General features: G+C 49.5%; 11 protein-coding genes. All 11 read right to left on the reverse strand.

What is annotated here, in order from left to right; translation table 11 throughout:
* Window position 1: 1 nt before the first annotated feature.
* Window positions 2-1258 carry a vWA domain-containing protein gene (locus tag AYR61_RS12610; protein ID WP_054707090.1) on the reverse strand — a complete coding sequence of 419 codons (1257 nt, stop codon included), beginning with the start codon at window positions 1256-1258 and terminating at the stop codon, window positions 2-4.
* A 24-nt stretch (window positions 1259-1282) separates the two neighbouring features.
* Window positions 1283-2473: an ATP-binding protein gene (locus tag AYR61_RS12615; protein WP_065903302.1), complete on the reverse strand. Its 1191-nt coding sequence runs from the start codon at window positions 2471-2473 to the stop codon at window positions 1283-1285.
* A gap of 157 nt (window positions 2474-2630) precedes the next feature.
* Window positions 2631-4079: a signal recognition particle protein gene (gene ffh / locus AYR61_RS12620; protein WP_056987660.1), complete on the reverse strand. Its 1449-nt coding sequence runs from the start codon at window positions 4077-4079 to the stop codon at window positions 2631-2633.
* Between the two features lie 19 nt (window positions 4080-4098).
* Window positions 4099-4440, reverse strand: a complete 342-nt coding sequence (locus AYR61_RS12625) for a putative DNA-binding protein (protein ID WP_054707084.1) — start codon at window positions 4438-4440, stop codon at window positions 4099-4101.
* Between the two features lie 145 nt (window positions 4441-4585).
* On the reverse strand, window positions 4586-6055 hold the full coding sequence (gene ftsY, locus AYR61_RS12630; RefSeq protein ID WP_420864769.1) for a signal recognition particle-docking protein FtsY: 1470 nt from the start codon (window positions 6053-6055) through the stop codon (window positions 4586-4588).
* A gap of 194 nt (window positions 6056-6249) precedes the next feature.
* The gene (gene smc / locus AYR61_RS12635; RefSeq protein ID WP_065903309.1) at window positions 6250-9801 is read right to left on the reverse strand and encodes a chromosome segregation protein SMC; all 3552 of its coding nucleotides are present in this window, start codon (window positions 9799-9801) and stop codon (window positions 6250-6252) included.
* A 31-nt stretch (window positions 9802-9832) separates the two neighbouring features.
* A complete protein-coding gene (rnc, locus tag AYR61_RS12640; protein WP_065903312.1) occupies window positions 9833-10531 on the reverse strand; it encodes a ribonuclease III in 699 nt (232 codons plus the stop codon).
* A gap of 65 nt (window positions 10532-10596) precedes the next feature.
* A complete protein-coding gene (gene acpP, locus AYR61_RS12645) occupies window positions 10597-10839 on the reverse strand; it encodes an acyl carrier protein (protein WP_054707072.1) in 243 nt (80 codons plus the stop codon).
* A 214-nt stretch (window positions 10840-11053) separates the two neighbouring features.
* Window positions 11054-12094, reverse strand: a complete 1041-nt coding sequence (gene plsX / locus AYR61_RS12650) for a phosphate acyltransferase PlsX (protein ID WP_065903951.1) — start codon at window positions 12092-12094, stop codon at window positions 11054-11056.
* Window positions 12095-12127: 33 nt separating this feature from the next.
* The gene (recG, locus tag AYR61_RS12655; protein WP_065903321.1) at window positions 12128-14164 is read right to left on the reverse strand and encodes an ATP-dependent DNA helicase RecG; all 2037 of its coding nucleotides are present in this window, start codon (window positions 14162-14164) and stop codon (window positions 12128-12130) included.
* 121 nt (window positions 14165-14285) lie between these two features.
* Window positions 14286-15977 carry a DAK2 domain-containing protein gene (locus tag AYR61_RS12660; protein WP_065903323.1) on the reverse strand — a complete coding sequence of 564 codons (1692 nt, stop codon included), beginning with the start codon at window positions 15975-15977 and terminating at the stop codon, window positions 14286-14288.
* Window positions 15978-15988 lie beyond the last annotated feature (11 nt).

Raw genomic sequence — 15988 nt, forward strand, 5'->3', positions numbered from 1 at the left:
GTTAAGCAATAACGGTCACTGCGCCGCTTGGATTCTCGACTGAGAGGTCCTGAACGGTTGTCGTCAACCCCCAGATCACATTAGTGAACCGATGCTGTGATACGTGTTCCTCACCATGCCCATCAGTCAAGATCAGGGCCACCGCATTATCATTTCGATAGCCATTTGTCAGCAGCCAATCAAAAATCGGCTGATATGCTGTGCCGCCCCCACCGAACCGATGAGCGTCAAGTTGATTGGCGCGACGAATCGTTTGTGCCTGGTCGGCATGAACAACGGCGTCAAACGGAATAACAACAAGCGCATCCTGATACCGTTTGATCAGGGTCATCACCTGACCCAAAATACTGCTGACTTCCGCGTCGCTCATTGACCCAGACTGATCAACAAAGACCAGTACCGTTCTGACCGGACTGACGCGTGTTCCTGGCAGTTCCAACCGGTACGGCTGTCGCCGGTCAAACCGATTGTAGGCATCATCTCGCAACTTAAGCGTGCTGCCAAGCCCACGTTGCAAAAGCTGGCGCCAATCGAGTCGAAGCGGCTGAACGGTCACTTGCAGTTGCTGTTGCATCTGACTAGGCAGTAATCCGCGCTGCTTAACGGGCGTCCCATGCCAAGCCTGAGATAACAGCTGATCAACTGCTAACGTTGCCTGAGCGTCCGTTTTGTGCCATTCTGCGTGACTATCCAGTTGCGTCACCGTTGGCAGCTGAGTCGCACTTCCCGGTTGAAAAGACCGGCCCTGCTGTTGCGTGCCCAAATTCAATTTTTTAAGCGCACGCAAATACACACCTGAATCTTGTTTTGGCTGAAGATTTAAATGATATTGGTAGTTCATTTGTGAACGCGTAATCGCGCCCTGCGGCAAATGTGGCACATACTCATTGACCGCCATATCGGTGGCTAACTGGACAAACGGGTCTTCAGACTGGGCACCGTACCGGTCGATATGATGCCAAATGAGATGGCCCAAAACATGGGCCAGGATTGCCATTACTGATTCGGGCGTTTGACAAAGCCGAATGAGTTCTGCAGGGTCAACTAATAGTGTCAATTCCGGTTTCACTTGCAATTTAACGGCAGCCTGCTGGTCGTGAACCACTCGTTTAGGCAGTCGTAAGAGCAGCTCGCCATAAAGGCGCTGACTGCCCAGCATTGTCATTGTGGCCTGAGTCAACAAGGACAGACACGCCTCGTCTTGCTGACTGCCAGCGGGAAGTTGTTTTAGCGTCATTAACGCTTGTGAAAACGACATTCGACGCCCTCCCTTTCAAGAATCTTAGTTCTGTGCATCACTCGCCACGCCGATCTGTGCTAAAGCTTGATACAGGTCAGCCACAGCATCCGGTTTCTGCTCGGCATGAGCAGCCAAGCCCTCCAGAATTTCTGGGGTTTCCGCAATTTTAAGCGCAATCGCGTACTGACCATCTGGAGCAAGGTGTTGTAACAGCGTCAAAAATCTTCCTGCAACTTGCGGGGTGTTCAATGGATAGGTCGGGTTTTGATCAACGAGGTCGGCCAGGATGCTTTGCTGCTGACCCGGATTAAAACGGTCAAACCGGTCTAGAACTGTGGCTGACAACTCAGGTGTCTCCTCAGCATCCGCGTATATTTCAGCCGCTGTAAGTCCCTGTTCATCGCGACGCAAATATTGTTCAAACGCGTGACTCACAGTGACACCCAGATCACCCGCTAAAACATCTAATCGTAAAGCCGATTGCTGGTCAGCAGGCAATATGCTTAATTGCGTGAGATTCGCTGAGACCCGTGCCCATGCACGCGGTGTTGGATACAGATCGTCATCGTGATCACTAGGCCGCAACTGGTTCGGATTTTCTTCAATAAAACGGGTCACTGTTGGCTGAATTCTAGGCTGGCCATGACCATTATCCTGTCTTGCCCAAGCCAACCAGTCGGCAGTATCGGCACGCATCACAAGTCGAACTGTCCGATCGTTGATGGCCGCATCACCAGTGACCACGCCGTAATCGCTTTGTTCAAAACCAGCCATCGTTGCATCCGGGTTTTCTGCCAGGATCAAGTGAACTTGAGCGGGTAACTTCAGCGTATTGATCTGTCGTTGCAACACCAAATTCATCAACTCACTTTGAACGGCTGGTGTCCCCCGATTAAACTCATCAAGAAACCAAATAATGGGCCGATTGGATTCAGCTTCCGCAGCGTGAATAATTTCGATCAGGGTGTGCGTATAGCCAAACTTAACGTCAGCAAGTTCACCATACCGTGTCGTTTGGACGTAAGCCTTATCTGTCAGTGGCGGAATTGGAATAGCAAGGTCACCTTTTTCAGACAAACTGACCGTTGTCGTAAATAATTTGGCCTGCATCTGGTCGGCAACATCTGCAACCAATGCCGATTTACCAATACCCGCTTCACCAACGATGGTCGGCACGTTACCTGCTTTTAGCACGAGTGGAATCGCCACGAGCAGTTGTTGGTAGCTTAACATATTGAGCCTTCTTTCGACTTTAGTGTGATGAATTCAAAGTAACCAGCAGTATCTGTTGTTACTTCATATTAACGATAAAAACCTTTCCCATCAAACAAAAACAAAAAGAACCCAGACTACCCGCTAAAGGAAATGATCTGAATTCTATCTAATTGACTTATTTCCGCCGACGTTTCAAATTATTCCGACGTTTCTTATTCTTCTTAATGCGTCGAGACATCTGCTTCATGGCCATTTGGCCCATCTTGCCACCCATGGCGCCGCCCATGCCTGATTGGCCCATTAGACCTTCCATGCCTGAGAAGTTTCCCTTTGAGACCTGGTTCATCATCTTTTTCATCTGATTGAACTGCTTGATCATCCGGTTAACTTCTTGGACAGGACGGCCAGAACCAGCCGCAATTCGACGGCGACGTGAGGGGTTCAAGACGTCAGGATTCGTCCGTTCCTGCTCAGTCATTGAGTAGATGACGGCCTTTGTATGATCCATGTCTTTTGGATCCAGCTGCGCGTTCGCCATGGCAGGATTGTTAGCCATCCCAGGAATCATTTTCATGATCTGGTCCATTGGCCCCATCTTTTGAATCTGTTGCATTTGATCCAAGAAATCATTGAAATCAAACGAATTTTCCTGAATGCGTTCAGTGAGCTCTTGCGCTTGCTTTTCATCATACTCTTTTTGCGTCTTTTCGATCAGGGACAGCATGTCGCCCATCCCAAGGATCCGGGAGGCCATCCGATCAGGGTGAAAGACGTCCAAATCAGACATCTTTTCACCTTCACCAACGAACTTGATTGGCTTCCCAGTGACGGCCCGAATTGACAGCGCAGCCCCACCACGGGTGTCGCCATCAAGTTTTGTTAAGATCACACCCGTCACATCGAGCTTATCATTAAACCCTTGTGCCGTAGCGACGGCGTTTTGCCCAGTCATGGCATCCACGACCAGTAAAATTTCATCTGGGTGGGCCAGGTCTTTGATATCGGCCAATTCATTCATGAGCTGTTCATCAATTTGGAGCCGACCAGCAGTATCGATGAACACGTAATCGTTGTGGTTTTCCTGAGCTTGGGCTAACCCCTGACGCACGATCTCCACTGGATTCGTGTCCGTACCCATTTCGAATACCGGCACATCAATTTGCTGACCAACCGTTACTAACTGGTCAATGGCGGCTGGCCGATAAACGTCGGCCGCAATCATTAACGGCCGCGCATTATCTTCAGTCTTCAACCGGTTGGCTAATTTGCCGACCGTGGTCGTTTTACCAGCCCCTTGAAGACCAGCCATCATGATGACAGTTGGAATCTTTGGCGATTTGTTCAGCGGGACCTCAGTCTCACCCATCATCTTCGTTAATTCTTCGTCAACGATCTTAACGATCTGTTGTGCGGGGTTCAAGCCTTCCAGCACCTTCGCGCCAACGGCCCGTTCCCGGACAGTTTTGACAAAGTCCTTGACGACGTCAAAGTTAACATCCGCTTCCAGTAAGGCCAGCCGAATTTCGCGCATGGTGTCGCGCAAATCGGCGTCAGAAACCTTCCCCTTGCCACGGAGCCGCTTCATCGCGTTTTGTAATCGTTCAGTTAATCCTTCAAATGCCATGGATAAATGCACCTATCTTTCATTCTTCTTCAGCAGACTCAAGCTGATTGACAAGCTGATTGAGTCGCTGATCGGTTGGGTATTGTTGTTTAACGTAGGCTTGAATCTCATCAGCAACCTGGTTACGTTGCGTAAACTCAGCTAAGAGATGCAGCTTGGTCTCATACGTTTCGAGAATCTTTTCTGTGCGCCGAATATTATCATAAACGGCTTGACGACTGACGCTAAAATCTTCGGCAATTTCGCCAAGAGAATAGTCGTCACCGTAGTAGAGCTGCATATAGTCGTTCTGCTTTTTCGTCAGTAACGGCTGGTAAAATTCGAAAAGCGAATTGATGCGATAATTTTTTTCAATTTCCAAGGTAACGCCCTCCGTTGTCTACATACACTCAACTAGGTTACCATTTTTAAGCGTTCTGGGCAAGCGGTTTAGACCGCTCTACCACGGTTTTTAAAAGATTATCAGCCAAAAAAAGAGGCCCCCGTTAAGGCAACCTCTCGTGACTCTATTTAACGTCGATAAGCCCCTTGAACAACCCGTAAACAAACTCGGTTGGCTCAAATGGTCGCAGGTCATCAACCTGTTCCCCAAGACCCACATATTTCACAGGCAGGTGCAACTCGTTTCTAATCGCAAGCACGATACCGCCCCGGGCCGTCCCGTCCAGCTTCGTTAAGACGATGCCAGTGACGTCCGTCGTTTCCTTAAATAACTTTGCCTGGTTAAGCGCATTTTGGCCAGTCGTTGAATCCAGCACCAGCAACACTTCATGCGGTGCATTCGGAATCTCCCGACTAATGACCCGCTTCATCTTGGCTAACTCATTCATCAGGTTGGACTTGTTCTGCAACCGACCGGCAGTATCCACGAATAAAATATCGTAGTCTTCGGCCTTCGCCTTTTTAACCGCATCAAACACCACGGCAGAGGGGTCGCTCTTTTCGGGCTTCATGACAATGTCAACCCCGTCTCGTTTTGCCCACACATTCAACTGCTCGATTGCACCAGCTCTAAATGTATCGGCAGCGGCAAGCAACACCTTTTTACCCTGAGTTTTAAACATCTTGGCCATCTTACCGATGGTGGTCGTTTTACCGACCCCGTTAACACCGACAAATAAAATGACAGTCGGCCCCTTGTCTGCAAAGTGCAGCTCGTTATTTTCCTCGGTCCCAGCAGCATCGTAAAGATCGATCAATTTCTCAACCACGACGTTTTGAACGTCCTTTGGTCGCTTCGCATTTTGCAACTTCACTTCATCACGCAACTGGTCGCTGATCTGCATGGCGGCCTCGTAGCCGACATCAGCACCGATCAAGGTTTCTTCCAGGTCGTCAAAGAAGGACTCATCCACGTGCCGGAAGTTCGCCAGCAGATGGTTCAACCGTTCACCAAACGTGGTCCGGGATTTTTCCAACCCCTTGTCGTACCGTTCGGCATCCGTTGGCGCCTTTTCTGTGGTTGACGTCTCTGGTTCAGTCGCTTCCGAAACCGGTTCAACGGTTGCATCAACATCAGTTTTACGATCTTTCGATGCTTCAACCACCGTCTCTTGCGCATCCGTTTCAGCATCCTGTTCCGTTGTTGAACGGTCAGCTTCAACCGTTGGTGCTTCGCTAGCCGATAAACTGACGTCAGTGTTTTGTGTGTCAGTTGGCGCTACCTCATCAGCATTGGATGGCAATTCAGGTTCACTGTCAGCTGTGGCGTTATCGGCGTCAGTTACATGCTGAGTGTCTGTTTTCAGATCTGAATCTGTGTCTAACTCAGGTTCGGATTCTGATTCAGGTTCTAATTTTGACTCTGGTTCTGATTCTGATTCGGGTTCTGTTTTTGGTTCTGATACAGGTTCTGATTGTGAATCAGGTTTTTCGTCTGTTTGCGACTCTGATTCAGGCTCAGATTCCGTTTCAGGCGCGTCGGTTGCCTCGTCAGGCACCGCCGTTGCGCTAGCATCATCCGTTGTTTCAGCCATTTCATCAGCTGGTGTAGTATCGCCTTGCGCCTGGGTATCAGGCGATGCATCTTGCGCATCAGCGGGTGCACTAGATGCATCTGGTTCAACGGGTGTTGCCGGTTGTTCAGGCTTCCTTTCTTCGTCCGCTTTACTGCGGCGCTTAAAGAAATCAAATAACCCCACGTGAGACACTTCCTTTACTATTTAATGCGTTAATTGCTGGCACTGACCTGGCTTAGGTCGACGGAAACAAGTTTCGAGACGCCAGACTCCTGCATTGTGATGCCATACAGGCGATCTGCTTGCACCATCGTTTCCTTACGGTGGGTGATCACAATGAATTGGGTGTCAGTCTGAAACTGACTCAAGTAACTCGCAAATCGGCCCGTGTTTGCCGGATCCAGAGCAGCTTCCGCTTCGTCTAAAATACAGAACGGTACGGGTTGCACCTGCAGGATAGCAAACAACAATGTGATCGCCGTCAATGCCCGTTCACCACCAGACAACAATCGCATACTTTGCAACTTTTTGCCAGGCGGTTCGGCCATGATCTCAATCCCAGTCGTTAACAAATTATTGGGATCCGTTAACTCAAGGCGGGCGCGACCACCGCCAAACATCTTCACAAAGGTTTGGCCAAACTGGACGTTGACGTCATTAAACGTTTTTTCAAAACGCGTGACGACTTCTTTATCCATTTCATTCATGGTTGTCAGCAAATTATCCTTGGAGGCTTCCAGGTCGCTGCGTTGTTTTGTCAGAAAATCATAACGTTCCTTAACGCGTTTATACTCCTCGATAGCCCCCAGATTGACGTCACCAAGGTCGTCTAACCCGCGCTTTAAGAGTTTTAACTGCTCCTTAATATCGTCAAGCGGTTGATCAACCACTGAATCACGCGCAAACGCCACGCTAACGTGATAGTTTTCAGTCAGATCAGACGTCAGCTGATCCACTTGATTACTGGTCTTTTGCTGGGCCAACTGCGTTTCGTGCACCGCTGACTGCTCCGCCGCAATCGTGTTGGTCAACGCTGCCTTGGTTAATTCGAGTTCATCGACTTTTGCTGAAACTGTCTTCAGTTCCCGTGTTGCTTCATCAACAAGCCCCTGGGCCGTTTTTTGCGCAGCATTAATTTTCGTCAACTCAGCATCGATTCTTGATGAGGACTGGTCCGCTGTACTGTCATCAGCCGTCAAATCAGCTAACTGTTGCTGCAGATCAGCTTGGTGTGCCTCTAGCGCTTCAAGTTGATCCTTAGCAGCTTGAACAGTCTCTTGACTATGATGTTGCTTCTCAGTTAGTCGGGCCAGATCCTCCTTACAGCTCTGATACTGATCACTCACCGTTTGACTCGTCTCGCTCGCCTGCTGCTGTTCCGTTTTCGTATCCGTGATGTCAGCCTTTAAAGCTGCCAATTGTTTGGTCGTAGCTGCAGTCTGCACATCGTTGTCCTCGAGGGCTTTTTGGTAGTCTTCTTCGCCACCCTGCAAGGCTTGTTGCGCGTGTTGTACCTTGACTTGTTTTTGCAACGCAGCAAGTCGGTCCTTAGCAACGTTGACCGAGCTCAACTGGCTCTGATACGCAGTCGTGGCCTCCGTTACAGCCGACATGAGTGCCGTCTGATCAAGCTCTGCCTGGCGCGTTTTGAGCATTTGTAATTCCGTTTGCTTGGCAGCCAATTGAGCATCCATCGTTTTGACCGATTCCGCTAACTGCTGACGCTCTTGTTGCCGGGCCAATAACCCGTTATTAGATCGGCGGTCACGGCCGCCGGTCATCGTTCCGCTCGCGGAAACCACTTCGCCGCCAAGCGTAATGATCCGGTAACGGTGATGAATCTGCCGGCCCAAAACAACGGCGTGGTCCAGGTCATCCGCAAACAACACGTTTCCCAGCAGAAACTCGAGTACTGGTTGGTACTGGCGGTCTGTCACGTGGACCAGCGCGGAAGCAACGCCAAGAAAGCCGGTCACTTGTTGACAGTCCGCTAACGTTCGGCTATCCACCTGACGTGATTTAATGGTTGTTAATGGCAGAAAGGTGCTGCGGCCAAGCTGGTTTTGCGTCAGGTAACGAATGGCCTGTTTTCCTGCCGTTTCATCGGCGACCACAACATTTTGCTGCTGGGCGCCAATCGCGGCTTCAACAGCCTTCGTATACTGACCGTCAACTTGCAGTAATTCCGCGACTGGACCGATGACGCCATTCAGCTTATCTTTAGCTTGCATGACCGCCTTGGTTCCCTGATAAAACCCGTTGTAATTTGCCTGCGCCTCTTCCAACGACTTCAACCGGGCCTTCGCCTGTTGACTTACTTCCAGCGCCTTAAGCCACTGATCATTGAGCTGGTCGATCTTCGTTTGGCGGTGTTGGCGAACCGTTGTAGCATCCTGTTGCGCCTGTTTGGCCTCAGCTAACGTTTTGTCACACCCATTCAGTTGCTCGGTGAGCGTTGTCAACTCAGCTTCTTGCGTTGTGACCTGCTTCTGTAACGCGGTCAGTTGTGCCTTAGCTTGCGTTGTTTGCGAATCGGCACGCTGCTGATTCTTTTCCAGGTACTGGCGTTCATTGTGCAACGATGTCAGGGCCTGCATCGCCTTAACGTAATCGTCTTGAAGCTGATCCAATTTTTGTGACAGTGTGGCTTGATCAAGTTTTGCCAGTTGTTGTTTCAGCGTCTTAGCCGATTGGCGCCCGGCCTTGACCTGCTGATCAATGGTTTGTTGTGCCGTCTTATCCGCCGCTAAGTCTTCCTGAGTCGCGGTCAGTTGATCCGCCACGGTTGCCAGCTCGGCCTTTAACTTGGTGACATTTTCGGCACGATTGGCCCGGCGTTCCTTATTGAGCGCGCGTTGCCCAGCGAGTTTTTGCTGGTCACCGGACAGCTTAATCAGACTATCATTAGCCTTATCTTTTTGGGATTGCCATTTTGTTTCCTGCTGATGAAAGGCTGTCACTTGTTTTTGATTCTCATACGCCGCAGTTCGGCTTTCTTTGAGTTCAGCTTGTGCCTTTGTCAGGTTTTCCGTCTGCGTTTTTAACGTTGCAGAAGCGTTATCAATCATCAACACGAGTCGACTCTGTTCAAGGGTGTCAAACTGGGCCTTTTGTGTCACGTACTCCTCAGCCAGACTACTCTGTTCGGCCAGTGGTTCGACCTGTGCAGAGAGTTCTGTGATCAAATCATTGACCCGGTCGAGATACTCAGCCGTCTGTTCCATCTCTCGCTGGGCCTTTTGCTTGCCCAGTTTGTATTTTGAAACGCCCGTGACTTCCTCAATAATAAAGCGCCGGTCTTCCGGTTTGGAATTAAAAATGGCTTCAACTCGGCCTTGGGAGATCATCGAAAACGAATCATCCCCGATACCAGAATCTAAGAACAGGTCGGTAATATCCTTTAAGCGACACTCTTGACCGTTGAGTTGATACACACTGTCCCCATTTCGAAACAACTTCCGCGTCACGCTGACTTCGGTGTAGTCCGATTTTAAATAGTGATCCGTGTTATCCAGCACCATGGTCACCATGGCGCGGTTCAGCGGCTTTCGCTCAGCACTCCCGGCAAAGATCACGTCCGGCATGCGCTGCCCCCGTAAATTTTTGGCTGACTGCTCACCGAGGACCCAACGAACGGCTTCACTAATGTTGCTTTTGCCACTCCCGTTGGGGCCAACAATGCCTGTCACCCCGGTTTCAAAATCGATCTTTGTATCATCTGCAAACGACTTGAAACCACTAATTTCAAGCGACTTTAACTTCATCGCGTAGTCCCCATTCATTCAAAATTAACGTTTAGTTGTTCGCCTGTAATTTATTCAGCGCTGCTTTAGCTGCAACCTGTTCGGCATGTTTCTTAGAGTGGCCTTCACCGATCCCAAGTTCCTTACCGTCAATGGTCACGGCCACCTTGAAAGCCCGGTCGTTATTCGGGCCATCCTCTGAAACAAGTTCGTAGTCAATGGCCACAGGTCCGTTTTGCTGGGCGACTTCTTGTAATTCTGTTTTGTGATCAAAGAATTCGTCGAACCGGCCCTCATCAAGTTTTGGAAAGATCACCTGATGAGAAAAGGCAATGACGGGTTCCACTCCTTGATCAAGGTACAAAGCACCAATAAAGGATTCAAAAATGTCACATAGCAGCGAGTCACGTTCCCGCGCGTGTGCCTTTTCCTCACCCTTACCCAGTCGAATGTACTTATCAAAGGTACATTCACGCGCAAAGCTCGCAAAACTATCCTCGTTGACCATTGCGGCGCGCAGACGCGTCAACCGACCCTGAGGTAATTTTGGATAGCGTTTATAAATATATTCTGACACGACTAACTGCATGACCGCATCACCCAAAAATTCGATGCGTTCGTAAAATTTAAGATTCTGGTTAGGGTGCTCGTTCACGTACGACGCCTGGGTAAAGGCTTCGTCCAGCAGATCTTGATTGTGAATCGTAATGTGAAAGCGTTTCTTCAGTAGTTCATTTAACCCTTGTATCAACGTGGTTAACTCCTTTTTTAGTCATGAAAGTAAAAAGGCGATTACGCAGGTAACCGCCGACTTGCCTATTTACTGTGGCTTGTGATGTAATCCACCGCTTCGCCAACCGTGTTTAGGTTTTCCGCATCTTCGTCGGAAATTTCAGCGCCAAAGGTGTCTTCCAACTCCAAGATAAATTCCACAAAATCAATGGAATCAGCGTCCAAATCAGTTTTAAAATTCAGACTATCCGTGATCTTGTCGCGATCCACTTGGAACCGGTCAGCAATAATATCGGCAATCTTATTAAACGTTTCTTCTTTTGACATTTCTCTACCTCACTCAATCAACCTTGTTCATTTGTTAGTCTATCACAAACTTGCAACTAACAACATGCTTTTTTACTGGGCGGGACCGCGCAACGATCAGCCATCATGTCTGCTTTAGAAACTACAAAATTCCACCCAGTACTACGTTACGGTAAACTAGCTTTGCACGTCGCCAGTGACCGGTAACAAACAGTCCATGGCTGAGCCAGCCACCCTATTTTTGTTTTAACTGTTCCTTAGCTGCAATCATTTCATCACTGTGTTCATCAAAATAGGTGACAACGTCAGCGACAACGTGGTTTTCAAGCATCGTTTTGATCTGGCCAATGGTGTTCGCAACAGTTGGCGCCTTCGTGGAGCCATGAGTTTTGACAACCGGTGCTTTCACGCCGATCAAGACAGCACCACCGTGCTTGGAATAGTCCATTTGGGATTGGATCTTACCAAACGTTGATTTCAACATTGCGGCGCCCAACTTAGCTGACAGTCCGCCATCCATGATGCTTGACTTGATCAATTTCAACATGGTCAAGGCCGTGCCTTCGGTGCTCTTTAAAACGGCGTTTCCAGAAAAACCATCACTGACAACGACATCCGCTGCACCATTTAGAAGTTCGCGTGACTCAACGTTGCCGATGAAATTAATGTCTTCAATTGAGGCCAGTGCGTCATGGGCAGCCTTGTGTACTAAGTCTCCCTTATCCGCCTCAGTCCCATTGTTGAGAAGGCCGATCCGTGGGTTTTTAACGCCCATCACTGTTTCCGCGTAGTACTTACCCATAATGGCGTACTGATACAGGTTGAACGGTTTTGTATCGGCATTAGCACCAACGTCTAACATCAAAAAACTATCCTGGTTAGGCTGGTTTAAAACGGGTAATACCGTGGTTAATCCAGGTCGGTCAATGCCCTTGATCCGGCCGATGATCAACAGTCCCGCAGCTAAAATAGCACCCGTATTTCCTGCTGAGAAAAATGCATCCGCCTTGCCGTCGCGCACATCCTGTGCAGCAAGGACAATGCTGGACTGTTTCTTTCGTCTAATGGCCCGGACAGGTTCGTCGCCCATGGCAATCACTTCGTCCGCTTGAATAAGGGTGATTCGATCCTCATTTTGGAGGAGCGGCTTCACCTGATCCAGTTGGCCGTACAGGTTAAATTCTACTTCTGGGTACCGGTCACGCGCCTGTTCCACCCCTGCAACGATTTCCTTTGGGGCGTAGTCGCCACCCATAGCATCAACAGCAATTTTCACAATCAATCCATCCCTTCATGTCTTGGTACTTGGTTAATCAAATAAATAAGTGGTGCGTTCTTTTTGTTTCATGTAGTCAGCTAGCGCATTGTTTTCAGGCTGTTGTGCCCAGTCTTTCTGGTCGCTCAACTGCTTAGCTTCCTGTTGCGCAACGCTCAGCATGGTGAGGTCAGCCACGGGGTCACCAACTTTAAAATCGGGTACCCCGGACTGTTTCTTACCAAGCACATCGCCCGCGCCTCGCAACTCGAGGTCCTTTTGAGAAAGCACAAAACCATCGTTTGTCTGGGTCATGACCTGCATCCGCTGCACCCCATTCTTATTCTTAGGGTCCGCAATCAAGATGCAATAGGACTGCTGGTCTGACCGGCCGACCCGGCCGCGTAACTGATGGAGTTGCGACAAGCCGAAATGATCCGCGTCATAGATAAACATGACGGTCGCATTTTTAACATCGACGCCGACTTCGATCACGGTCGTGGCCACTAAAACCTGAAATTCCTGGTTCTTAAACGCTGCCATGACCGATTCTTTTTCCTCATTTTTCATCCGGCCGTGCAATAAACCGACCTGATATTTCGGCGCAAAGTACTGCGAGAACCGCTCATAAATGGCTTCCGCATTCTTCATATCAACCGCCTCAGATTCTTCAATCAGCGGTGTGACCACGTATGCCTGATGGCCTGCCTGAAGTTGACCCGTAACGAATTGAATCGCCGAGTCGATCTGCGTACTTTTGATCCAGTATGTCGATACTGGTTTGCGACCAGCCGGCAGTTCATCAATGACGGAAATATCCATCTCCCCGTAGCTTGTAATCGCGAGGGTTCGGGGGATCGGCGTTGCGGTCATTGCCAGCACGTCAGGGTTGTCACCCTTTTCGCGGAGTGCCTGCCGCTGACCGACCCCAAACCGGTGTTGCTCATCGATCACGACCAACCCGAGTTTATGGTACTGAACGGTGTCTTGAATCAACGCGTGCGTCCCAATGATCAAATTGAGTTCACCGCTTTCAATTCGCGGTAAAATTTCCTTTCTGACCGCCGGCTTCGTCGACCCAGTTAGTATAACGATATTAACTGGAAAGCCCTCGAAGAGTGCCTGCAGATTATTCGCATGCTGCTCCGCCAATATTTCCGTCGGTGCCATCAGTGCCGCTTGGAAGCCGGCAGTAATGGCAGCGTACATCACAATTGCTGCGACGACCGTTTTCCCGCTCCCAACATCGCCTTGCAACAACCGGTTCATGTGGAACGGCCGCTTCATATCAGCACAGATCTCATTGACGACCCGCTTCTGTGCCCCCGTCAGTTCATAGGGCAATGACTGCGTCAACGCTGTGACCTGTTCATTATCGTATGCGATCGGCACGCCAGATTGAGTTTTATCCTGGTGTTTTAACTGCTGCAACTGCATTTGAAAGAGAAAAAACTCTTCAAATTTCGCACTGCGACGCGCTGCCTGAGCTGCCGCCAGCGTCTCTGGAAAATGCATGTCATGAATCATTTGCTGGCGATCAAGCAAGCGATAGTGCGTCGCAATCGGTGCCGGGATGAGGTCTGTGATCTCATCATGGTACTGGTCCCACGCGGCTTGTACCAACTGCTGAATCGTTTTTTGTCTGATGCCGCTGTTACTTGGGTAGACCGAGGCCATTGGATCAGCATTCCCGCTGGCTAAGATCTTCATCCCGTTAAGCTGTTTGCGGTTGGCGTCAAACCGCCCGTAGACCATGATTGGCTCTTCCACTGTGATCTGTTTTTGCAGCCATGGTTGGTTGAAGAAAGTTACCGGTACGACGTCATGGTCAATCAGCAACCGAAAATTCAATCGTGTTTTCTTACGACCAAACCGCGCAATGGTTGGCGGCGCAGCAACGACGCCCTTTAAGGTGACCTGTTCTTGGTCCTGGATCTCGTTTAAATTCTTAACCCGCATATCGTTATAGCGAAAAGGATAGTAGGTCAATAGTGAGGCAATATCAGTGATACCAAGCGCTGCCAAGGCATCGACCCGTTTTGGGCCCACCCCTGGCAACGTACTCACAGAATCGGTTAACGCCACCGTCATGACCTCCTTTTCTATGTGTGTGTGGCATGAAAGGCGAATAACAAACCGCAGGCTGCCCGCCAATTGTTTGCTATTCGCCTTTCGGTCCAGCAAGATGCTGAACATCGTTACGATTCAGTTTTTATTCAACTGAGACAACGAATGGATATACCGGTTGATCACCCTCGTGAATTTCAACCTCCAACTCATCATCAAGGTCGCTAACCGCCTCAGACAACGTATTGGCTTCAGCTTCATTGGCGTCGGCCCCGTAAATGATCGTGACGATCTCGCTGTCTTCATCCAGCATTTTAGCGACCATTTGCTTGGCAGTCTCCTGCAGCGTCTTGCCAACAACGGCAATCTTACCGTCAATTAACCCCATAAAATCGTTTTTCTTGATGTCAAACCCATCCACGTGGCTATCACGAACCGCGTGGGTCACCTCGCCGCCAGTGACCGTGGTCAAATTTTCTTCCATAGCCTTCTGGTTTTCTTCATTGGTGTGATCAGGTTCAAAGCCAAGCATGGCGGTCATCCCTTGGGAGATCGACTTACTGTGGACGATCACCGTTGGCACGTCGGCGGCCTCGACCGCCTGATCAGCAGCCATGAAAATGTTGCTGTTGTTAGGCAACACAATGGCCTGTTTAGCGCCGCTTTGGTTAATAGCATCCACGATATCCTGCGTACTTGAGTTCATGGTTTGCCCACCGCTGATCACAGTGGTCGCACCAAGGCTCTTAAACAACGTCTTCATGCCATCGCCGGCAGCAATTGTGATGATTGCTGTTTCTGGTGCTTCCTTTGGTGCCGTTTCAGCAGCTGCATCATCGTTGGCTTCGTCTTTTTCCATGATGGTCTCTTGTTGAAGTCGCATGTTATCGACTTTAACCTTAGCGAGGTCACCGAATTCTTGACCCCAAGCGAGCACCTTGCCCGGATGCTCAGTGTGCACGTGGACTTTAACGATCTCGTCGTCGTTGACCACTAACAGTGAGTCACCTAGGTTAGCCAAATATTGGTAGAACTCGTCGTAATCAAATGGATGATCCACCTGCTTACCCTTACCGATTCGAACCATGATCTCCGTGCAGTAGCCATAAACGATACTGTTAGGATCAATATTGCCCTGAACACTACGGTGGTGTTCAGCATCGATCATTTCGTCCATCTCATTGGTATTTGGCTTGTGCGTTGCTGAAACCTTGATCTCACGGTCGTTTAACACGTCGTCAAACGCCTGCAACACAAAAGTCAATCCCTGACCACCAGAATCAACGACACCGACCTGTTTCAATACAGGCAACAGATCTGGTGTTGTCTTTAAGGCGTCACTAGCAGCTTCATAGGTGGCATCCATCACAGCAACGATGTTATCGTCGCGTGCTGCCGTCTTACGGGCCGCTTTAGCAGCTTCCCGGACAACGGTGAGGACTGTGCCTTCCGTCGGCTTCATAACGGCTTTATAGGCCGTTTCAGCACCCGCAGCAAAAGCATCGGCCAAATCAGTGGCTGACAACTCATCCTTGCCCTCAGTGCTCTTTGAAAAGCCCCGGAAGATCTGTGATAAGATCACCCCGGAGTTTCCGCGTGCCCCCATTAAAAGTCCCTTAGCTAAGGCAGTTGCTAAGGCACCAACGGACGTACTTGTTTCATCATTTAAATACTTTAAACCGCTGTCCAAAGACAGGCTCATATTTGTCCCTGTATCACCATCTGGAACGGGGAAAACGTTTAGGGAATTGATGAATTCAGCGTTTTGGTCCAGGAAAGCAGACGCTGCCTCGACCATTTTAGCGAATTCACGATTCGTTATTTTCTTTGTTTGCAACAACATGATCC

The organism is Secundilactobacillus paracollinoides, from assembly GCF_001702155.1.
Classification (GTDB): Bacteria; Bacillota; Bacilli; order Lactobacillales; family Lactobacillaceae; genus Secundilactobacillus; species Secundilactobacillus paracollinoides.

Excerpts from the sequence above, each read along its gene's own strand:
- ffh (WP_056987660.1), bottom strand. The coding sequence starts at position 4,079 with ATGGCATTTGAAGGATTAACTGAACGATTACAAAACGCGATGAAGCGG.
- ftsY (WP_420864769.1), bottom strand. The coding sequence starts at position 6,055 with ATGGCTGAAACAACGGATGATGCTAGCGCAACGGCGGTGCCTGACGAG.
- smc (WP_065903309.1), bottom strand. The coding sequence starts at position 9,801 with ATGAAGTTAAAGTCGCTTGAAATTAGTGGTTTCAAGTCGTTTGCAGAT.
- acpP (WP_054707072.1), bottom strand. The coding sequence starts at position 10,839 with ATGTCAAAAGAAGAAACGTTTAATAAGATTGCCGATATTATTGCTGAC.
- AYR61_RS12615 (WP_065903302.1), bottom strand. The coding sequence starts at position 2,473 with ATGTTAAGCTACCAACAACTGCTCGTGGCGATTCCACTCGTGCTAAAA.
- AYR61_RS12610 (WP_054707090.1), bottom strand. The coding sequence starts at position 1,258 with ATGTCGTTTTCACAAGCGTTAATGACGCTAAAACAACTTCCCGCTGGC.
- recG (WP_065903321.1), bottom strand. The coding sequence starts at position 14,164 with ATGACGGTGGCGTTAACCGATTCTGTGAGTACGTTGCCAGGGGTGGGC.